This is a genomic window from Pseudomonas sp. fls2-241-TYG-175, assembly GCF_030209155.1.
Taxonomy (GTDB): domain Bacteria; phylum Pseudomonadota; class Gammaproteobacteria; order Pseudomonadales; family Pseudomonadaceae; genus Aquipseudomonas; species Aquipseudomonas viridiflava.
This window is the reverse complement of the sequence record NZ_JARVSO010000024.1, coordinates 119,099-138,253: the sequence shown is the minus strand read 5'-3', so window position 1 is coordinate 138,253 and position 19,155 is coordinate 119,099. Positions and strand designations below refer to the sequence as shown.

Annotated in this window: 20 protein-coding genes, 2 tRNA genes and 1 riboswitch; of the genes, 7 read left to right on the top strand and 15 right to left on the bottom strand. The window is 59.6% G+C overall.

Annotation, left to right across the window (positions count from 1 at the left end; all coding sequences use genetic code 11):
• Positions 1-140: 140 nt before the first annotated feature.
• The 6 genes from QRN20_RS17845 to ltaE form a co-directional block, all read right to left on the bottom strand.
• Positions 141-217: transfer RNA gene (locus QRN20_RS17845), tRNA-Arg, on the bottom strand.
• Between the two features lie 109 nt (positions 218-326).
• Positions 327-417: transfer RNA gene (locus QRN20_RS17840), tRNA-Ser, on the bottom strand.
• A 62-nt stretch (positions 418-479) separates the two neighbouring features.
• Entirely contained in the window at positions 480-668 is a 189-nt protein-coding gene (gene csrA, locus QRN20_RS17835; RefSeq protein WP_002554426.1) for a carbon storage regulator CsrA, read from the bottom strand.
• Between the two features lie 172 nt (positions 669-840).
• A complete protein-coding gene (locus tag QRN20_RS17830; protein ID WP_004884328.1) occupies positions 841-2,073 on the bottom strand; it encodes an aspartate kinase in 1,233 nt (410 codons plus the stop codon).
• Between the two features lie 93 nt (positions 2,074-2,166).
• Positions 2,167-4,791: an alanine--tRNA ligase gene (gene alaS / locus QRN20_RS17825; protein ID WP_122410838.1), complete on the bottom strand. Its 2,625-nt coding sequence runs from the start codon at positions 4,789-4,791 to the stop codon at positions 2,167-2,169.
• 143 nt (positions 4,792-4,934) lie between these two features.
• Positions 4,935-5,939 carry a low-specificity L-threonine aldolase gene (gene ltaE, locus QRN20_RS17820; RefSeq protein ID WP_004884326.1) on the bottom strand — a complete coding sequence of 335 codons (1,005 nt, stop codon included), beginning with the start codon at positions 5,937-5,939 and terminating at the stop codon, positions 4,935-4,937.
• A gap of 212 nt (positions 5,940-6,151) precedes the next feature.
• Positions 6,152-6,319, top strand: a riboswitch (FMN riboswitch).
• 126 nt (positions 6,320-6,445) lie between these two features.
• On the opposite strand from ltaE, the gene QRN20_RS17815 reads away from it, so the two are divergent.
• On the top strand, positions 6,446-6,958 hold the full coding sequence (locus QRN20_RS17815; RefSeq protein ID WP_004884325.1) for a 6,7-dimethyl-8-ribityllumazine synthase: 513 nt from the start codon (positions 6,446-6,448) through the stop codon (positions 6,956-6,958).
• Between the two features lie 57 nt (positions 6,959-7,015).
• On the opposite strand, the gene arfB is transcribed toward QRN20_RS17815, so the two are convergent.
• The 8 genes from arfB to QRN20_RS17775 form a co-directional block, all read right to left on the bottom strand.
• Positions 7,016-7,429, bottom strand: a complete 414-nt coding sequence (gene arfB / locus QRN20_RS17810) for an alternative ribosome rescue aminoacyl-tRNA hydrolase ArfB (protein WP_029242307.1) — start codon at positions 7,427-7,429, stop codon at positions 7,016-7,018.
• Between the two features lie 115 nt (positions 7,430-7,544).
• Positions 7,545-8,954: an amino acid permease gene (locus QRN20_RS17805; protein WP_069144746.1), complete on the bottom strand. Its 1,410-nt coding sequence runs from the start codon at positions 8,952-8,954 to the stop codon at positions 7,545-7,547.
• 297 nt (positions 8,955-9,251) lie between these two features.
• Positions 9,252-10,475 carry a 23S rRNA pseudouridine(2605) synthase RluB gene (rluB, locus tag QRN20_RS17800; protein WP_004884321.1) on the bottom strand — a complete coding sequence of 408 codons (1,224 nt, stop codon included), beginning with the start codon at positions 10,473-10,475 and terminating at the stop codon, positions 9,252-9,254.
• A 185-nt stretch (positions 10,476-10,660) separates the two neighbouring features.
• Complete coding sequence (locus QRN20_RS17795; RefSeq protein ID WP_024689181.1) at positions 10,661-10,852, bottom strand: DUF1289 domain-containing protein; 192 nt, start codon at positions 10,850-10,852, stop codon at positions 10,661-10,663.
• Positions 10,853-11,042: 190 nt separating this feature from the next.
• Positions 11,043-11,828 (bottom strand): SMC-Scp complex subunit ScpB, encoded by a 786-nt coding sequence (scpB, locus tag QRN20_RS17790; RefSeq protein WP_025993743.1) that lies wholly within the window; start codon positions 11,826-11,828, stop codon positions 11,043-11,045.
• A 15-nt stretch (positions 11,829-11,843) separates the two neighbouring features.
• Positions 11,844-12,662, bottom strand: a complete 819-nt coding sequence (locus QRN20_RS17785; RefSeq protein WP_004884310.1) for a segregation and condensation protein A — start codon at positions 12,660-12,662, stop codon at positions 11,844-11,846.
• The gene (locus QRN20_RS17780) at positions 12,662-13,291 is read right to left on the bottom strand and encodes an L-threonylcarbamoyladenylate synthase (RefSeq protein ID WP_004884308.1); all 630 of its coding nucleotides are present in this window, start codon (positions 13,289-13,291) and stop codon (positions 12,662-12,664) included. Before QRN20_RS17780 ends, QRN20_RS17785 begins: the two co-directional genes overlap by 1 nt.
• A 13-nt stretch (positions 13,292-13,304) precedes the next feature.
• A complete protein-coding gene (locus QRN20_RS17775; protein ID WP_004884306.1) occupies positions 13,305-14,168 on the bottom strand; it encodes a PHP domain-containing protein in 864 nt (287 codons plus the stop codon).
• 65 nt (positions 14,169-14,233) lie between these two features.
• On the opposite strand from QRN20_RS17775, the gene QRN20_RS17770 reads away from it, so the two are divergent.
• The 6 genes from QRN20_RS17770 (at position 14,234) to QRN20_RS17745 (ending at position 18,415) form a co-directional block, all read left to right on the top strand.
• Complete coding sequence (locus QRN20_RS17770; RefSeq protein WP_058430933.1) at positions 14,234-14,830, top strand: septation protein A; 597 nt, start codon at positions 14,234-14,236, stop codon at positions 14,828-14,830.
• Position 14,831: 1 nt separating this feature from the next.
• Complete coding sequence (locus tag QRN20_RS17765; protein WP_004884303.1) at positions 14,832-15,131, top strand: YciI family protein; 300 nt, start codon at positions 14,832-14,834, stop codon at positions 15,129-15,131.
• A 154-nt stretch (positions 15,132-15,285) separates the two neighbouring features.
• A complete protein-coding gene (locus QRN20_RS17760; RefSeq protein WP_043304219.1) occupies positions 15,286-15,693 on the top strand; it encodes an SH3 domain-containing protein in 408 nt (135 codons plus the stop codon).
• A gap of 7 nt (positions 15,694-15,700) precedes the next feature.
• Positions 15,701-16,378, top strand: coding sequence for a response regulator transcription factor (locus tag QRN20_RS17755; RefSeq protein ID WP_057408412.1), 678 nt, complete (start codon positions 15,701-15,703; stop codon positions 16,376-16,378).
• Between the two features lie 120 nt (positions 16,379-16,498).
• Positions 16,499-16,969 carry a hypothetical protein gene (locus QRN20_RS17750; RefSeq protein ID WP_004884295.1) on the top strand — a complete coding sequence of 157 codons (471 nt, stop codon included), beginning with the start codon at positions 16,499-16,501 and terminating at the stop codon, positions 16,967-16,969.
• A 90-nt stretch (positions 16,970-17,059) separates the two neighbouring features.
• Positions 17,060-18,415: a sensor histidine kinase gene (locus QRN20_RS17745; protein ID WP_285360880.1), complete on the top strand. Its 1,356-nt coding sequence runs from the start codon at positions 17,060-17,062 to the stop codon at positions 18,413-18,415.
• A gap of 6 nt (positions 18,416-18,421) precedes the next feature.
• Here QRN20_RS17745 and QRN20_RS17740 read toward each other — a convergent pair whose 3' ends face one another.
• Complete coding sequence (locus QRN20_RS17740) at positions 18,422-18,982, bottom strand: nitroreductase family protein (protein WP_029242314.1); 561 nt, start codon at positions 18,980-18,982, stop codon at positions 18,422-18,424.
• Between the last annotated feature and the right edge of the window lie 173 nt (positions 18,983-19,155).

The following is a 19,155-nucleotide window of genomic DNA, read 5'->3' as shown; positions in this document are numbered from 1 at the left end:
CTGTGACCGCTCGGTTCGTAGCCGAGTACTCTATCCAGCTGAGCTACGAGTGCATTGGTGTTTTTAGACCAGATCACCTCTGGTTGAAGCCAGTCAACTTCAACGCTGTAATAACTTACAACTTTGAAGCCAACCTTAAATGGTGCACTCGACAGGATTCGAACCTGTGACCGCTCGGTTCGTAGCCGAGTACTCTATCCAGCTGAGCTACGAGTGCATGTGTTGGTGCCGCGCATTATAGGTCGTCAGATTGTTTAGTCAAGCACTTTTTCTAGTAAATTCAACAACTTACAGATCAAGCCAAATCCAACGCACTACATAAATAATGGCGGAGAACGGGGGATTCGAACCCCCGACACCCTTTTGAGGTGTACTCCCTTAGCAGGGGAGCGCCTTCGGCCACTCGGCCAGCTCTCCGCAACACGGGGCGTATAATAACCACCCTTTTCCCCGTTTGCAAACCAAAAATTCAATAAAAATTAATGGCTTGGTTCTTCGTCCTTCTCTTTCTTGATCCGCAGGTAAATCTCTTCACGATGAACCGCGACTTCCTTGGGCGCATTGACACCAATACGCACCTGGTTACCCTTGACGCCCAGCACGGTCACCGTGATTTCACCATCACCAATGATCAGGCTTTCTGCGCACCGACGAGTCAGAATCAGCATAACTTTCTCCTTACGCATTCATTCAGGAACAACAGTCTGCACAACCGGTAGGCACAGCCCGCAACCGTAACGGCCGCAGGCGTGACCCGAGTATCAACTAACGCAAAGAAAAGAACAGCCTTTCTGCGTAGCCCGCAAACGACGCAGCCAGGCCGCGCCACTTGCAGACCGATCACTCACCCTGTCGAGCAGCATCCAGTTCAAAAGCCGTGTGCAGTGCACGTACCGCCAGCTCCAGATACTTTTCTTCAATCACCACGGACACCTTGATTTCCGAGGTCGAGATCATCTGGATATTGATGCTCTCCTTGGCCAGCGCTTCGAACATGCGGCTGGCGACGCCTGCGTGGGAACGCATGCCCACGCCGACGATGGAGACCTTGGCGATCTTGGTATCACCGGACACTTCACGTGCGCCGATTTCACGCGCCGTCGTCTCAAGCACCTGAAGCGCTGCCTGATAGTCGTTGCGATGAATCGTGAAGGTGAAATCGGTGGTGTTATCGTGCGCAACATTCTGCACGATCATGTCCACTTCAATGTTTGCCGCGCTGATCGGGCCGAGGATCTTGAACGCCACACCCGGGGTGTCTGGCACGCCACGGATCGTCAGCTTGGCTTCATCGCGATTGAACGCGATGCCGGAAATGATCGGCTGTTCCATGGATTCCTCTTCATCAATGGTAATGAGGGTGCCCGGACCCTCCTTGAAGCTGTGCAGAACGCGCAGCGGGACATTGTATTTGCCGGCAAACTCGACTGCCCGGATCTGCAGCACCTTGGAACCTAGGCTGGCCATTTCCAGCATCTCTTCGAAGGTGATCTTGTCCAGACGCTGAGCTTGCGACACAACCCGCGGATCGGTGGTGTAGACACCATCGACATCGGTGTAGATCTGGCACTCATCAGCCTTAAGGGCTGCCGCCAGCGCGACACCCGTGGTATCCGAACCACCGCGACCCAGCGTAGTGATGTTGCCGTCTTCGTCGACACCCTGGAAACCGGCGACCACTACCACACGACCTTCTTTCAGATCATTGCGGATCTTCTGGTCGTCGATCTGCAGGATGCGCGCCTTGTTGTGCGCGCTGTCGGTGAGAATGCGCACCTGATTGCCGGTATAGGACACCGCAGGCACACCGCGCTTGATCAACGCCATGGCCAGCAGTGCAATAGTGACCTGCTCGCCCGTGGACACGATCACGTCCAGCTCACGTGGAACCGGCTGATCGCTGATCTGCCTGGCCAGTTCGATAAGACGATTGGTTTCGCCGCTCATGGCCGACAGCACCACGACCAGATCAACGCCCGCTTCACGGAATTTCTTGACCTTGTCGGCCACCTGCTCGATGCGCTCGACAGAGCCCACGGAGGTGCCGCCAAATTTCTGTACGATTAAAGCCATCTCAAAGCCGCCTCAGAACCCGTTAAGAGCACCCATTGATCGTCGAATTCGCGTTACAGGCCCGCCTTGCGCGGGCGGGCCTGCGGATTCGATTCAGATACCCTGCTCTACAAAAGGAACGGTCAGTGCCAGCGCAGCATCCAGCGCACCTGCATCGACACCGCCACCTTGAGCCATGTCAGGACGACCGCCGCCCTTGCCGCCTACCGCTGCGGCCGCTTGTTTCATCAAATCACCGGCTTTGAGTTGGCCAGTCAGGTCCTTGGTCACGCCTGCAACCAAGACGACCTTGTCTTCATGAACACTGCCGAGCAGGATCACTGCGCGGCCGAGCTTGTTCTTCAACTGGTCGACAAGCGCCAGCAGCGCCTTGCCGTCCTGACCATCCAGGCGTGTGGCCAGAACCTTGACGCCTTTGACATCCAGCGCAGCCGACGACAGATCGTCGCCCGCAGCACTGGCGGCCTTGGCCTGCAGTTGCTCCAGTTGTTTTTCCAGCAGACGGTTGCGCTCAAGCACAGCCGTCAGCTTGTCCAGCAGGTTGTCGCGATTGCCCTTGACCAGCGTCGCGGCTTCCTTCAATTGGTCTTCGGCCGAGTTCAGCCAGTCCAGTGCCGCAGCACCGGTCACTGCTTCGATACGACGCACACCGGCAGCGACACCGCCCTCGCTGACAATCTTCAGCAGGGAAATGTCGCCGGTACGGTTGGCGTGGATACCGCCGCACAGCTCGACGGAGAAATCACCGCCCATGCTCAGCACGCGAACGCTGTCGCCGTACTTCTCGCCGAACAATGCCATCGCGCCGCGCTTTTTGGCGGTCTCGACGTCGGTTTCTTCGGTCACGACCGGGGTGTTCTTGCGAATCTCGGCGTTGACGATGTCTTCCAGCTCACGCAACTGCTCAGGCTTGATGGCTTCGAAGTGGCTGAAGTCGAAGCGCAGGCGCTGACTGTCGACCAAAGAGCCTTTCTGCTGAACGTGATCGCCCAGCACCTGACGCAATGCCGCATGCAGCAAGTGGGTAGCGGAGTGGTTCAGCGCCGTAGCCTGACGAACCTCGGCCGACACTTCGGTTTCAACCTGGGTGCCAACCGTCAGGCTGCCGCTGGCCACGACGCCGTGGTGCAGGAACGCACCGCCGGTCTTGGTGGTGTCGCGCACGTCGAAACGTACCTCGCCCGCCTGAAGGAAACCGCTGTCACCGATCTGACCGCCGGATTCGGCGTAGAACGGCGTGGTGTCGAGGATCACGACGCCCTCTTCGCCTTCGCTTAGTTGCGCAACGGACTGGCCGTCCTTGTACAGCGCTACAACGTTGGCGCTGCCCGTGGTCGCCGAGTAACCGGTGAACAGGGTTGCCGCGTCGACCTTGACCAGACTGTTGTAGTCCATGCCGAACGAGCTCGCCGAACGGGCGCGCACGCGCTGGGCGTCCATCTCGCGCTCGAAGCCTGCTTCGTCCAGCGTCAGGTTGCGCTCGCGGGCGATGTCGCCGGTCAGGTCCATCGGGAAGCCGTAGGTGTCGTAAAGCTTGAACACGACTTCGCCCGGCACGACCGAACCCTGCAGTTCGGCCAGGTCCTGCTCGAGAATTTTCAGGCCCTGCTCAAGGGTCTTGGCGAACTGTTCTTCTTCAGCTTTCAGTACGCGCTCGATGTGCGCCTGCTGCTGAACCAGTTCCGGGAAAGCAGCACCCATTTCCGCGACCAGTGCAGCAACGATCTGGTAGAAGAAACTGCCCTTGGCGCCCAGTTTGTTGCCGTGACGGCAGGCGCGACGAATGATGCGGCGCAGCACATAGCCACGGCCTTCATTGGATGGCAGCACGCCGTCGGCAATCAGGAAGCCGCACGAACGGATGTGGTCGGCCACGACTTTCAGGGAAGCCTGATTGTCATTGGTGCAACCGATGGCCTTGGCGGAAGCCGCCAGCAGGCTCTGGAACAGGTCGATTTCATAGTTGGAGTGAACGTGCTGCAGCACCGCACTCACGCGCTCAAGGCCCATGCCGGTGTCGACCGAAGGGGCTGGCAGCGGATGCAGCACGCCGTCAGCGGTACGGTTGAACTGCATGAAAACGTTGTTCCAGATCTCGATGTAGCGATCGCCGTCTTCTTCCGGCGAACCTGGAGGGCCGCCCCAGATCTCAGGACCGTGATCGAAGAAGATCTCGCTGCAAGGACCGCACGGGCCGGTATCGCCCATGGTCCAGAAGTTGTCGGAGGCGTAAGGCGCACCCTTGTTGTCGCCGATGCGAACCATACGCTCGGCAGGTACGCCGATGTCCTTGGTCCAGATGTCGTACGCCTCATCGTCAGTGGCGTAGACCGTGACCCAGAGCTTTTCCTTGGGCAGGTTCAGCCATTTTTCGGAGGTCAGGAACGTCCAGGCATAGGTGATGGCGTCACGCTTGAAGTAATCGCCAAAACTGAAGTTGCCCAGCATTTCGAAGAATGTGTGGTGACGAGCGGTGTAGCCGACGTTTTCCAGGTCGTTGTGCTTGCCACCGGCACGCACGCACTTCTGGCTGGTAACGGCGCGGGTGTAGGCACGCTTCTCCTGGCCGAGGAAGCAATCCTTGAATTGGTTCATGCCTGCGTTGGTGAACAACAGGGTCGGGTCGTTGCCCGGAATCAGGGAGCTGGAGGCGACACGGGTGTGGCCCTGCTCTTCGAAGAAGCCAAGGAAGGCTTCACGGATTTCTGCGCTTTTCATAGGTTCTTCCACGGAGACTGCGGCCAGAGGCAATTGCAAAACGTCAAAGACGTAGCGACGGCAAAGGGCCGCATTATATAGGCGTTGCGCCCTCGGTACAGTCTGTTTGTACGATAGACACAAGTAACTGGACTATTGGCGTGTCATTGGCGTGCAAACCCGGCGAACTCTGCAATGACTCGCTCGGTATCTGCACGTGAAACATTCATATGCGTGACCATTCGCAGGCGTGGCGCGGCCACGAGCCGGATGCCACGTTCGGCACAGAATGCCTTGAGCGCGGCGGCCCGGTCACCGATGTCCACATACACCATATTGGTCTGCACAGGCTCCACGCTGTAGCCAAGCCCGGCAAGGCCGTCAGCAAGAAACTGCGCATTGGCGTGATCGTCGGCCAGACGTTCGATCTGGTGATCCAGCGCGTAGAGCCCGGCAGCCGCCAGTGAACCGGCCTGACGCATACCACCGCCGACCATCTTGCGCAGCCTGCGCGCCTTGGCAATCAGTTCATGGGAGCCGCAAAGCACGGAGCCGACTGGAGCGCCTAGCCCTTTGGACAGGCAGATCGAAACGGAGTCGAAATGACGGGTGATCGCGCGCGCATCGACTCCCAGCCTGACCGCTGCGTTATATAGCCGAGCGCCATCCAGATGCAGGCCCAAGCCTTTCTCAATGGTCATGGCGCGTGCGTCGGCCAGATAGGACAACGGCAACACCCTGCCTTGCATGGTGTTTTCCAGCGCCAGCAGACGGGTGCGGGCAAAGTGGAAGTCGTCGGCCTTGATGGCGTCGCGGACCTGCTGCAGGTCCAGCGAGCCGTCGGCCTGCACATCCAGCGGCTGCGGCTGAATCGAGCCCAGCACCGCAGCGCCGCCGCCCTCGTATTTATAGGTGTGGGCCTGCTGACCGACGATGTATTCGTCGCCACGTTCGCAGTGGGCCATCAACGCCAGCAGGTTGCTCATGGTGCCGGAGGGCACGAACAGCGCAGCGGCAAAGCCCAGGCGTTCGGCCAGTGTGGCTTCCAGACGATTGACCGTCGGGTCTTCCCCGTAGACGTCATCGCCAACAGGCGCCTTGTTCATGGCATCGAGCATGCCAGCCGTCGGTAAAGTCACGGTGTCACTGCGCAGATCAATGACTGTCACGAAAAAGCTCCCTGAAATTCGAAGGTCGATAATGCAGCGGCCCTGCAGTTGCAACAAGGCATTACTGAGGCCTCGCTACATGATAATCAAGCCTGAACGGGTCGGCACTGCGCTGCTTATATAAGGAAAAGGCAGGTTCACTGTACGAAAGTGTCGATGCATGATCCAAGGATCTGTGATAAAAATCCCGCGCCGGCCACGAAATGTGTCGGCAACGTTCTCAGGGCGGGGCGTAATTCCCCACCGGCGGTAATGATGCGCAATGCGTCTAGCCCGCGAGCGCTTGAGGGTCGGCAGCCATGGCTTATGACTCGCAAGGTCAGCAGACCCGGTGTGATTCCGGGGCCGACGGTCATAGTCCGGATGAAGAGAGAGCGGGAGTGGCGTCTAAAAGAACGTCTGCAAAACCCCATCTTGAACGACAACGCTCAAGCGGTTTTCCTACGCGACTAGAATCCCTTTCGATCCAAATGCCCTGTTTTTTCTATAAACAGGAGTCAGAACACGTGCAACCCACTGCAATCGACAGCAAAAGCAAAAGTCATCCGAACGAGCGCGTCGCGTTCATCCAGGCCTGCTGGCACAAGGAAATCGTCGACCAGAGCCGTAAAGGTTTTGTCGCCGAAATGGCCAACCACGGCTACGCCGAAAGCGATATCGACTTCTTTGAAGTAGGCGGCGCTTTCGAGATCCCGCTGCACGCCAAACTGCTCGCCAATTCGGGCCGCTATGCCGGTATCGTCGGCGCCGCTCTGGTCGTGGACGGTGGCATCTATCGCCACGAGTTCGTCGCACAGACCGTGGTCAGTGCATTGATGCAGGTCCAGCTGGAAACCGAAGTGCCGGTCTTCTCCGTGGTGCTGACGCCGCATCACTTCCATGCGGGCGAAGAGCATCAGAAGTTCTTCTTCGATCACTTCGTGCACAAGGGCGAAGAAGCTGCCAAGACCTGTGCCGACACCCTGAACAAGGTGCGCGCCCTGCGTCGTCACGAGCTTCAGCAGAAAGCCGCTCGTTAAACCGGTGAGGATGAGGCTGCACTGACTGCCCTGCGCATCAGATGCAGCCTCGTCTGATCAGAAGTCTACCTTTCCCCGCCCTGCCTTGATCGAACCCCGCTTGCTCTTGGACTCCAGCCTGCGAGTCTTGGAACCCAGAGTCGGCCTCGTCGGCCTGCGCTTTTTCTCGACCTTCGCTGCATTGACGATCAACTCGCTCAGCCTCAACAGCGCATCGGCACGGTTCTGCTCTTGCGTGCGGTATTGCTGCGCCTTGATCACGATCACGCCATCGCTGGTAATCCGACTGTCGCTCAGCGCCAGCAGCCTCTCCTTGTAGAACGGTGGCAGCGAGGACGCGTTAATGTCGAAACGCAAATGCATGGCACTGGACACCTTGTTGACGTTCTGCCCACCCGCGCCCTGGGCACGAATGGCGGTCAACTCGATTTCAGTGTCCGGCAGATGGACGTTGTTGGAAATCACCAGCATGAAAGCATCTACGTTGAATCAAAATGAACGCCAAGGATACGCCGCTCGCAGCCGACGTGCATGGCTGGCATAAAAAACCCGGCCTCATGAGCCGGGTTCTTCAAAACGAATCACGCTATTTGGTAGCTGTAGACGCCACGACCAGGTTGCGCCGATTCTTGATCCGGTAGCAAAGCCACATTGCCGCCAGCCAGACCGGTATCGCGTAGACCGATATCTGAATGCCGGGAATCATCAACATGATGCCCAGAATGAACACCACGAATGCCAGACAGAAGTAGTTGCCGTAGGGATACCACAGAGCCTTGAACAGCGGGACCTGTTGCGTACGGTCCAGGTGCTGACGGAATTTGAGGTGCGAGTAGCTGATCATCGCCCAGTTGATGACCAGCGTGGCCACCACCAGCGACATCAGCAGTTCCAGCGCATGCTGCGGAACGAAGTAGTTGAGCAGCACCGCTACAAGCGTCACGGCAGCCGAGGCAAAGATCGCCTTGACCGGTACGCCACGCTTGTCCACCTGCGCCAGTACCTTGGGCGCATCGCCCTGCTCGGCCATGCCGACCAGCATGCGGCTGTTGCAGTAGGTGCCACTGTTGTATACCGACAGCGCTGCGGTCAGGACCACGAAGTTGAGGATGTGCGCAGCCGTGTCACTGCCCAGCATCGAGAACACCTGTACGAACGGGCTGCCGCTGTACGAATCGCCCGAAGCATTGAGGCTGGTCAGCAGGCTGTCCCATGGCGTGAGCGAGAGCAGCACCACCAATGCGCCAATGTAGAAAATCAGGATGCGGTAGATGACTTGATTGATGGCTTTGGGAATGACCGTTTTCGGCTGTTCTGCCTCGGCAGCGGTAAAGCCGAGCATTTCCAGGCCACCGAACGAGAACATGATGATTGCCAGCGCCATCACCAGACCGCTGACGCCATTGGGGAAGAATCCGCCATGCTCCCAGAGGTTGCTGACCGACGCCTGCGGTCCGCCGCTGCCACTGACCAGCATGTAGCTGCCCAGCGCGATCATGCCGATGATCGCGACGACCTTGATGATCGCGAACCAGAATTCGGTTTCGCCGAACACCTTTACGTTCGCCAGGTTGATGACGTTGATGAGCACGAAGAAGGCTGCCGCCGAGACCCAGCTGGGGATATCGGGCAACCAGTAATGAATGTATTTGCCGACCGCCGTCAGTTCCGACATGCCGACCAGGATGTACAGCAGCCAGCAGTTCCAGCCGGACAGAAAACCGGCAAAGCCGCCCCAGTAGTTGTGCGCGAAATGGCTGAACGATCCGGCCACCGGCTCTTCGACGATCATTTCACCGAGCTGGCGCATGATCATGAAGGCGATGAAGCCGCAAATCGCGTAACCGAGAATCATCGAAGGACCGGCCGACTTCAGCACGCCTGCCGAACCGAGAAACAGGCCAGTGCCAATGGCACCGCCGAGGGCGATCAACTGGATGTGTCGATTCTTCAGACCACGCTTCAACTCGCCAGACGCTGAGTTTTGTTCACTCATCAAAAGCCACCTGATTGTTCTTGTTCTGTGACGGAATAGGACCTGTTGCGCTCGTGACGTAACAGAATGCAGCACGCGGGACGGGTAGCCCCGAGCGTTTCAAAACAGCAGTGATTCACAGAAAAAAGCGCGGCATTGTACACCGGCCTCCACATCGAGGTTTAAAAGAGGGCAGGCAGACGTGCGGGGTTGTTTATTCAAATCATTTCGCAGAATGAAAACATCCGGAAACGGAAACGCCAGCCGCTGAGGGCTGGCGTTTCCGTTTATTCACGCACGTTGCTCACAGCGCCACGTTTACTGTGGCTTGCGGCGACCGAAGCCCGGGCGCTGACCCGAACCTGCCGGTGGACCACGACGCTTGCCCGACGGCGCATCATCGTCGACCAGTTTGATACCGGCACGCTTGGGTGCTGGCTTGGCCGGGCGCTTGTTCATTTCGCTCGGACGCTCAGCCACCGGAGTACCGCGGCTGTTATCGGCCGGACGCGGCGAACGCGAACCTGGCTTGCCGGAGTCCTTGCGCGGCGATGGGCGCTGGGTCGAATCGCCACGCGGACGATCACGATCACTGCCGGTGATTTGCGGCTGACGCTGCGCACGCTCGCCGGACGCCGGAGCGCCAGCGGCAGGACGCAGCGTACGAACGCGCTCGCCCTTGCCCAACGGGCGGGACGACTGGCGCTGCAGACGCTCGAGCTTTTCCTTGGTCTTGGCATTCATCTGCGGTTGGGCCACAGGTGTCAGGCCGACTTCGGCAGCCAGGATGTCGACTTCGTACTGACTCATTTCGCGCCAGCGACCCATCGGCAGGTCAGAGTTCAGGAATACCGGCCCGTAACGCACGCGCTTCAGACGGCTGACCACCAGACCCTGGGATTCCCAGAGACGACGGACTTCGCGGTTACGACCTTCCATCACCACGCAGTGGTACCAGTGGTTGAAGCCTTCGCCGCCCGGAGCCTGTTGAATATCGGTGAAACGCGCAGGCCCGTCTTCGAGGACGACACCTGTCTTGAGCCGCTCCAGCATCTCGTCATCGACTTCGCCACGTACGCGCACTGCGTATTCACGGTCCATTTCAAACGAGGGGTGCATCAAACGGTTGGCCAGTTCACCATCGGTGGTGAACATCAGCAGACCGGTGGTGTTGATGTCCAGACGACCGATATTGATCCAGCGGCCTTCTTTCGGGCGCGGCAGACGATCGAATACGGTCGGACGTCCTTCCGGGTCGTCACGGGTGCAGATTTCGCCGTCCGGCTTGTTGTACATGATGACGCGGCGAACCGTTTCGGCTGCCTCTTCGCGCTTGATCACGCGGCCGTCGACGCTGATGGCGTCGTGCAGGTCAACACGCTGACCGAGGGTCGCGTCCTTGCCATTGACCTTGATGCGGCCCTGGGTGATCCAGGCTTCCACGTCGCGGCGCGAACCGACGCCGATGCGTGCCAGAACCTTCTGCAGCTTTTCGCCTGCGGGTCCGATTTCCTGGCTGTCCTGCTTGTCTTTTTCACTCATCTGGGCACCTCCCGGTGTGTCGAATCAGGGCTGACCGAGAACCGGCAAGACCTGTGCCCGGCGCGCTGTGGAGAGCGGCAAGGCGGAATACTTTAAAGCTCTGGCGAAAGGGTTATCGCCGAGGGTCGGCCATCATACGCTCATGCGGTCTTTTACGCATCCAGCCTGCCGTGCAATTCCCCGTATCACTTCTTCTTTTTGCGACCACCGGTCTTGAGCTTCGCCAGACGCTTGGCCGATTCGCTCAGCACCTCGCGCTTTTCATCCTTCTCCAGCTTCTTCCAGGCCTTGATTTCCCGCTTGCTGCGACCGCATCCCAGGCAAATGTCGTCATCGAATTTGCACAGGCTGATGCAGGGGTTCTTGGTTGAACTCATGGACAGCAACTCTCATGGGGAAGATGACTGAACGTGTGACCGCAGGCGGGGGGATGAATTCGAACGGATGAAGATCATCGCATGACGCGACATATCTGACGCAGAGCGTCACGGGATGCATGCCCACGCGATGGGCACGATCAGTGTGCTTGAGACCGATGATCGTTCCACTCCTGCGTGGGAATGCAGCTCAGGACGCTCCGCGTCCGCTCTCCGGGTCGGGCTCGTCTTCATCAGCCGACTCAGGCTCGGCCCGCAACAGATCATCGAAGTCCGTCTTCAACCCCTGCTCCATCGAGTCCAGTTCGACCAACAGGCTGCGGAAGCTGGTCTCGTCACGCGGCGGCTCGGGCTCTTCATTGACGTCCAGACTGGCGTCGGCCAGCGCCTGAAGGTGCGCGGGCACGGGCGCATCTTCAAAGTCCAGCTCAGGCTCGGTTTCCATCTCGCGCAGGTCAGCCAGCGGCGGCAGTTCATCCAGGCTCTTGAGGTTGAAGTGGTCGAGAAAACCCTTGGTGGTGGCGAACATCGCCGGTTTGCCGGGCACATCGCGGTAACCCACCACCCGAATCCACTCGCGCTCCATCAGCGTCTTGACGATGTGGCTGTTGACCGCCACACCCCGCACATCTTCAATTTCGCCTCGGGTGATCGGCTGGCGGTAGGCGATCAGCGCCAGGGTTTCCAGCATGGCGCGGGAATAGCGTTGGGGCCGTTCTTCCCACAAACGTCCGACCCAAGGCGAGAACTTGTCACGAATCTGCAGACGATAACCGGATGCGACTTCCTTGAGTTCAAAGGCGCGGCCGTCACAGGACTTGCGCAGTATGTCCAGAGCCTTCTTGAAGATCGGCGGCTCCGGGCGCTCGCCCTCTTCGAACAGCTCATAAAGCCGGTCAAGCGTTTGCGGCTTTCCGGATGCCAGCAGAAACGCTTCAAGCAAGGGCGCAAGTTCGCGGGGTTCGTTGAGATTCATGGGTGTGCTCTAGGTCTACTCGGCTCGCGCCCGGACATGGATCGCCGCAAAGGGCTCGTTTTGGACCAGCTCGACCAGCGATTCCTTGACCAATTCCAGCACGGCCATGAATGTCACGACCACACCCAGTCGCCCTTCCTCGGCGGTGAACAGCTCGGCGAACGGCACGAAACCACCGCCCTTGAGGCGTTCCAGCACATCACTCATGCGCTCGCGAGTGGACAGCGCTTCGCGGCTCACCTGGTGGCTTTCGAACATATCGCCGCGATGCAGCACTTCGGCCATCGACATCAGCACTTCTTCAAGGCTGACATCCGGCAGCAGCTTGCGCGCTCGGGCTTCGGGGGCGTCCAGTTTCGGCACGATGACATCGCGCCCTACCCGCTTCAGGCCATCGATGCCTTCAGCTGCGGCCTTGAAACGTTCGTACTCCTGCAGCCGACGAATCAGTTCGGCACGCGGATCGCCTTCCTCTTCCTCGATTTCCGCCGAACGCGGCAGCAACATGCGCGACTTGATCTCGGCGAGCATGGCAGCCATCACCAGGTACTCGGCCGCGAGCTCCAGGCGCACGGTTTTCATCAGCTCGACATAACCCATGTACTGCTTGGTGATTTCCGCCACCGGGATGTCGAGGATGTCGATGTTCTGTTTGCGGATCAGGTACAGCAGCAGGTCGAGCGGGCCTTCGAACGCCTCAAGAAAGACTTCCAGCGCGTCCGGCGGAATATAGAGATCCAGCGGCATCTGCGTGAGCGCCTGTCCGTAGACCAGCGCAAACGGCAGCTCCTGCTGGGCGTCGGCCTGACTGTCGACCGTCTCGACCACTGTCATTACGCGTCGTCACCGAACGGCGTCGGGTCGCCACAGCCGACACGGATCACCTGCGGCTCGCCTTCGGACAGATTGATAACCGTGGAGGCAGAGATACCGCCGATGCCGCCGTCGATGATCAGGTCCACCTGATGCTCGAGAATCTGGCGCATTTCATAGGGGTCGCTCAACGGCACCGTGTCACCGGGCATGATCAGGCTGACGCTCATCAGCGGCTCGCCCAGTTGCTCCAGCAGCGCCTGAGCGATCGGATGGCTGGGCACGCGCAGACCAATGGTACGACGCTTCGGGTGCAGGACCAGACGCGGCACTTCACGGGTGGCGTTGAGAATGAAGGTGTAAGGACCCGGCGTGTGGGCCTTGAGCGCTCGGAAAGCACCGGTGTCGACCTTGGCAAACAGTCCCAGTTGCGAGAGATCGCAGCACATGAGCGTGAAGTTGTGTTTGTCGTCCAGCTGACGCAGACGACGGATACGCTCAATGGCGCTCTTGTCGCCAATCTGGCAACCCAGCGCATAGGACGAATCTGTCGGGTACACCACCAGCCCGCCGGCCTTGATGATTTCCGCAGCCTGTTTGATCAGGCGCGGTTGCGGGTTCTCCGGGTGGACCTGGAAAAATTGACTCACGGTAACTTCCTGTTCAGACGGCGGCAGTAGGTTGATCATGTTTGAATCTGCACCACAGAGGTGGCAAATCCTCGGGCACGGGGCGGTAAATTCCAATCTCGCCCCAGGCACCGGGGCCATGGAAGTCGCTGCCGGCAGTGACCAGCAGACCGAACTCCCGCGCCAGGATCGCCAGGGTTCCGACCTGATCGGCAGGCTGCATGCCATTGACCACTTCGATGGCGTGACCACCTGCCTGGATGAAATCGCCGACCAGTTTACGCCGTTTACTGCGGGTAAAGTCATAATGCGAAGGATGCGCGAGGCTAACCCAGGCGCCGGAGGCCCTCAGGGTTGCCACGGTGTCCTCGAGTGTCGGCCAGTGTTGCTTGACGTCGCCCAGTTTGCCCGCACCCAGCCATTTTCGGAATGCCTCGGCACGATCCTTGACGAAACCTTCACGCACCAGAAAGTCGGCGAAGTGCGGACGAGCCGGCGCATTGCCGCTGTCGCCCAGCTCTTTCTGGATCGCCCGGGCGCCTTCCAGCGCTCCGGGCATACCTTTGATCGCCAATTTGCGACTGATTTCTTCAGCCCGCAACCAGCGCCCTTCGTGCAAACGCGCGATTGCTTCGGTCAGTGCAGGGGCCTTGGTGTCGAACGCGTAACCCAATATATGGATGGTCGCCCCGCCCCAGGTGCAGGACAACTCGACGCCGTTGACCAGCTGCATACCCAGTGAATGCGCCGTCTCGCGGGCTTCTTCGAGGCCTTCGAGGGTGTCATGGTCGGTGAGCGAAAGGACACGCACGCCATTTTCATAAGCACGCGTCACCAGTGCGGTGGGCGACAAGGCCCCGTCCGAAGCGGTGCTGTGGCAATGCAGATCAACATTCATAGTGGTGCTTTCGCAGTCATTGATGTTTGTTATTATGCCGCTACATCCTGCTTCTGGCTGCCATTGTGAAACAATTCATCGACTTCATCCCGCTGCTCCTGTTTTTCATTGTCTACAAAACCGAACCGCGCGCTGTCGAGATCCTCGGCAACAGCTACACGGTAGGCGGCATTTTCAGCGCTACGGCCATGCTGATCATCAGTTCGGTGGTGGTCTATGGCATCCTCTATATAAAGCAGCGCAAACTGGAGAAGAGCCAGTGGCTGACTCTGATTGCCTGCCTGGTGTTCGGCAGCCTGACGCTGGCCTTCCACAGCGAAACCTTCCTCAAGTGGAAAGCACCGGTGGTCAACTGGCTGTTCGCCCTAGCGTTTGCCGGCAGCCATTTCATTGGTGACCGCCCGCTCATCCAGCGCATCATGGGCCACGCTCTCACGCTGCCTGCGGCCATCTGGACCAAACTGAACATCGCCTGGATCTTCTTTTTCCTGTTCTGCGGCGCGGCCAACCTTTACGTGGCCTTCACGTATCAGGAGTTCTGGGTCGACTTCAAAGTCTTCGGCAGTCTGGCCATGACCCTGATTTTCCTGGTCGCACAGGGTATCTACCTGTCCCGCCACATGAACGACACTGCCACCACCACGACCAAATCCGAGGACTGACATGCTCTACGCAATCATCGCCACTGACGTCGAAAACTCGCTGGAAAAACGTTTGAGCGTACGCCCTGCGCACCTTGAGCGCCTTAATGCCCTCAAGGATGCAGGCCGTCTGGAACTGGCCGGTCCGAACCCAGCAGTCGACAGCAATGACCCTGGCGCAGCCGGTTTCAGCGGCAGCCTGATCGTCGCTGAGTTCGACTCCCTGGCAGCAGCAGAAGCCTGGGCCAAGGCTGATCCGTTCGTCGAGGCAGGCGTCTACGCCAACGTTGTGGTCAAGCCGTTCAAAAAGGTTCTGCCCTGATACGCCGTTGACGCCCTCTGGCGGTAGCGGTCCTGTTTGAAACATGACAGGGCCCTGCCGCCTCGACTCCCTGCGCAATATTCATCATTCCTGACGCGCTGCCGATAGCCTGCCGAGATTCAAATAAAAACGGTTCGGGTCAACGGGAGTTCAGATGCGTTCAGGTACATTGTGTCTGCTGATAGCGATATCGAGTACAAGCCTGCAGGTTCAGGCGGAAGGGACGGACGTCGTCGGGGCGTCACCGCCGACGCATTATTCAAATTCAGCCAGCCAGATCGCAGATCTTCAGTCGCGGCTCGTCAACAGCGAGCGCCAGCGCGAAGACCTGATGAAGCAGGTGCAGAACACCGAACGCGACAGCGCACTGCTGGGCCGTTTGCGTCAAGAGAACCAAAAGCTCAAGTTGCAGCTCAAAGAGGCACTGTCAGCAACGCCGCCGCGTCTGCTGACCGAGCAACAACAATGGTTCGTCGCAGGGGGTGGCGTTGCGATGATCGCCCTTCTGTGCGGTATATTTGTCAGCGGTTGGCGTAGGCAACGTCGGCAGTGGCTAAATTGAGTGAGTCATGAGCGAGCTGTTACTAATTGATGATGATCAGGAGCTCTGTGAGCTGCTGAGCAGTTGGTTGAGTCAGGAAGGGTTTCAGGTGCGCGCCTGCCACGATGGCAACAGTGCGCGTCAGGCCCTCGCTGACCAGGCCCCTTCCGCCGTGGTACTGGATGTGATGCTGCCCGACGGCAGCGGTCTTGAGCTGCTCAAGCAGCTGCGGTCCGAGCATCCCGACCTGCCAGTGGTCATGCTGTCGGCACGCGGCGAGCCGCTGGACCGTATTCTGGGCCTGGAGCTTGGCGCTGACGATTACCTGGCCAAGCCCTGCGATCCCCGCGAACTGACCGCCCGCCTGCGCGCCGTCCTGCGTCGCAGTCACCCGGTCGCTTCGTCGACCCAGCTTGAACTTGGCGACCTGACTTTCAGCCCGATGCGCGGCGTGGTCAGTATCGATGAGAAAGAACTGACACTCACGGTCTCGGAAAGCCGCCTGCTGGAAGCCTTGCTGCGTCAGCCCGGCGAGCCGCTGGACAAGCAGGAACTGGCGCAACTGGCGCTGGGCCGCAAGCTCACCCTCTACGACCGCAGCCTGGACATGCACGTCAGCAACCTGCGCAAGAAAATCGGCCCGCATCCGGATGGTCGTCCGCGCATCGTGGCGCTGCGCAGCCGTGGCTACTATTACAGTCTCTGAGCGCTTCCCGGCCCTGAAGGTCCTTACACAAGCTTTACCAAGCCCTGACCGCGCTTGACCTTGATCTCCCTAAACTGGGCTCAACGGCATAGAGCCGCACTAGAGACAAGGAGATACACCATGCGCAAGACCCTGATCGCTTTGATGTTTGCTGCCGCCCTGCCTACCGTTGCCATGGCTGTTCCACCACCGCCTGCAGGCCCTGAAGCCGGCGCACCTGCCATGCACATGGAGCGCGACGACCGTGGCCCAGGCCCAGGCATGCATCGCGGCCCAGGTCCTGGCCCTTTCCGTGATCTGGACCTGTCACGTGAACAGCGTCAGCAGATCGACCGCCTGATGCGCGACCAGATGCATGAGCGTCGTGACATCACTCAGCGCTACCTGGACAAGATGCCTGCCCCCGAGCAGAAAGCCATGCAGGACGAGATCAACGCCAAGCGTAATGAAACCGACACTCAGATTCGCGCCCTGCTCAAGCCTGATCAGCAGAAGCAGTTCGACGAAATCAAGAAGAAGCAGGACGAGCGTCGTGCCGAGTGGGCCGAGTTCAAGGCCTGGAAAGCAGCCAAGGCTGCGAAGACGCAATAACATCAGTCAAGCCTGACGGCAGACTGATTGCAACCAACCCGGCATGCTCAAGCATGCCGGGCTTGTTCATTTCTTGACCGAGGAAAACCTGTGCGCTCATTGTTCTGGCGAATCCTGGCCAGTTTCTGGCTGGCCATTGCTCTGGTTGCAGGCCTGTCGATTCTGCTCGGGCACATGCTCAATCAGGACGCCTGGATCCTCAGCCGCCATCCGGTACTCAACGAGCTGCCGGAAAAATGGACACAGCGGTTCGAAGAGCAAGGCGCCGACGCGTCTCAGGATTACCTGCAAACCCTCAAACGCCGGAGCCGTATCGACGTTCAAGTGCTGAACGACAGCGGAGAACCGGTCGTGCGCGGCACATTTCCGCCCCGTGCAGCCGCCCTCGAAGCGCGTCAGCAGCAAGGCGATGACGACGATGAAGGCAGAAAACTGCCATGGCGTCGTCTGGCCACCGAATACACCAGCCCCAAGACCGGCGAAACCTACCTATTCATCTACCGGATTCCGCACCCTGAACTTGATCAATGGCATCGTCAGAGCCTGATGTGGCCGCTGAGTGCGCTGGGCATCGCGCTGGTCGTGCTGACCCTGTTCAGTCTGTTCGTAACGCTGTCGATCACCCGACCGCTGAGCCGTTTGCGCGGCGCCGTGCACGATCTGGGGCAGACCAGTTATCAACAGCACAGCCTGGCGCAACTGGCCAATCGGCGTGACGAGTTCGGCGTGCTGGCCACCGATTTCAACCGGATGGGCGCACGCCTGCAAAGCCTGATCGGCAGTCAGCGTCAGTTGTTGCGTGATGTATCCCATGAATTGCGCTCGCCGCTGGCGCGCCTGCGCATCGCACTGGCGTTGGCCGAGCGCGCCGAACCTGCCGAGCGTGAAAAGCTGTGGCCGCGTCTGGGCCGCGAATGTGATCGGCTGGAAGCACTGATCAGCGAGATTCTGGCCCTGGCGCGTCTGGACGCCGACTTCGGCAGCGCCGAGCCGGTCGATCTTGACGGGTTGTTGCACCGGTTGAAGAACGACACGCAACTCGACGGTGCCGAGCAGACTATTCAGATCCAGGTGCAAAGCGACCTGCAGTTGCAAGGCTGGCCCGACATGATCGAGCGTGCGTTGGACAACCTGCTGCGCAATGCCCTGCGCTTCAACCCGCCGGGCCAGAGCATCGACTTGCAGGCGACTCGGGTGGACAACCGCATACGTCTGAGCGTGCGCGACCATGGGCCGGGCGTTGCCGAGGAACATCTGGCGCAACTGGGTGAGCCCTTCTTTCGCGCGCCCGGCCAGACTGCGCCGGGTCACGGCCTGGGACTGGCCATCGCCCGACGCGCTGCAGAACGTCATGGCGGCAGCCTGACCCTGGGCAATCATCCCGAGGGCGGTTTTATCGCTACACTGGATTTGCCGCCAGAGCCGGTCAATCCCTCATCGGTCTGACGCCGATCAGCCCTGCCATTCGCTGACAAACCCGCCCACGTCCACTTTCGGTGCTTCGCGGGGCGGGTTCAGCGGCGTGCCCAGGTACAGAAAACCGACCACTTCCTCGTCGGCTTCAAGCCCCAGCCCTTTGGCCACATGCGGCGAATACGACAGCTCGCCTGTGCGCCAGACTGCGCCAACGCCCAGTGCGTAAGCCGCCAGCAATACGCCATGCGCCGCACAACCGGCGGTAATCAGCTGTTCCTTGCGCGGCACTTTGAAGTGATCCTGCAACCGCGCAATCACCACGACCACCAATGGCGCACGCAACGGTCCCAGGCGGGCCTTGTCCAGCGCCTGCGGGGTGATTTCGCCACCGCCCTGCTCCAGCGCCTCGGCCAGCAAGGTGCCCATGCGCTCGCGTGCCGTACCTTCGACGGTCAGGAAACGGTACGGCCGCAACTGGCCGTGATCAGGCGAGCGCAAGGCTGCGCTGAACATGATTTCGCGCTGTGCGGCATCCGGGGCCGGATCGACCAGACGTGGAACCGATACGCGGTTGAGCAAAGCGTCGAGCGCCTGCATGGGCTGTCTCCTTTCAAAGTTGATCGGGCATTCTAGAGCCTGTACAGGTTCAATAACGAGCACGACGGGCAATTACTTACAGGCAATGTCGAACGCAAGGCCCGGCCATGCTGGTTTACATGACCACGCGCGCGGGTAGAATGGCGCCTTTCTTCATTGCAGTCAGAGCCCTT

What these genes read in the sequence shown, in the direction of transcription:
- csrA (WP_002554426.1), bottom strand. Translation starts at nt 668, where the DNA reads ATGCTGATTCTGACTCGTCGGTGCGCAGAAAGCCTGATCATTGGTGAT.
- arfB (WP_029242307.1), bottom strand. Translation starts at nt 7,429, where the DNA reads ATGCTGGTGATTTCCAACAACGTCCATCTGCCGGACACTGAAATCGAG.
- QRN20_RS17805 (WP_069144746.1), bottom strand. Translation starts at nt 8,954, where the DNA reads ATGAGTGAACAAAACTCAGCGTCTGGCGAGTTGAAGCGTGGTCTGAAG.
- scpB (WP_025993743.1), bottom strand. Translation starts at nt 11,828, where the DNA reads ATGAATCTCAACGAACCCCGCGAACTTGCGCCCTTGCTTGAAGCGTTT.
- QRN20_RS17740 (WP_029242314.1), bottom strand. Translation starts at nt 18,982, where the DNA reads ATGCAGGCGCTCGACGCTTTGCTCAACCGCGTATCGGTTCCACGTCTG.
- rluB (WP_004884321.1), bottom strand. Translation starts at nt 10,475, where the DNA reads ATGAGTGAAAAAGACAAGCAGGACAGCCAGGAAATCGGACCCGCAGGC.
- QRN20_RS17795 (WP_024689181.1), bottom strand. Translation starts at nt 10,852, where the DNA reads ATGAGTTCAACCAAGAACCCCTGCATCAGCCTGTGCAAATTCGATGAC.
- QRN20_RS17765 (WP_004884303.1), top strand. Translation starts at nt 14,832, where the DNA reads ATGCTCTACGCAATCATCGCCACTGACGTCGAAAACTCGCTGGAAAAA.
- alaS (WP_122410838.1), bottom strand. Translation starts at nt 4,791, where the DNA reads ATGAAAAGCGCAGAAATCCGTGAAGCCTTCCTTGGCTTCTTCGAAGAG.
- QRN20_RS17755 (WP_057408412.1), top strand. Translation starts at nt 15,701, where the DNA reads ATGAGCGAGCTGTTACTAATTGATGATGATCAGGAGCTCTGTGAGCTG.
- QRN20_RS17760 (WP_043304219.1), top strand. Translation starts at nt 15,286, where the DNA reads ATGCGTTCAGGTACATTGTGTCTGCTGATAGCGATATCGAGTACAAGC.
- QRN20_RS17785 (WP_004884310.1), bottom strand. Translation starts at nt 12,662, where the DNA reads ATGACAGTGGTCGAGACGGTCGACAGTCAGGCCGACGCCCAGCAGGAG.
- QRN20_RS17775 (WP_004884306.1), bottom strand. Translation starts at nt 14,168, where the DNA reads ATGAATGTTGATCTGCATTGCCACAGCACCGCTTCGGACGGGGCCTTG.
- QRN20_RS17830 (WP_004884328.1), bottom strand. Translation starts at nt 2,073, where the DNA reads ATGGCTTTAATCGTACAGAAATTTGGCGGCACCTCCGTGGGCTCTGTC.
- QRN20_RS17750 (WP_004884295.1), top strand. Translation starts at nt 16,499, where the DNA reads ATGCGCAAGACCCTGATCGCTTTGATGTTTGCTGCCGCCCTGCCTACC.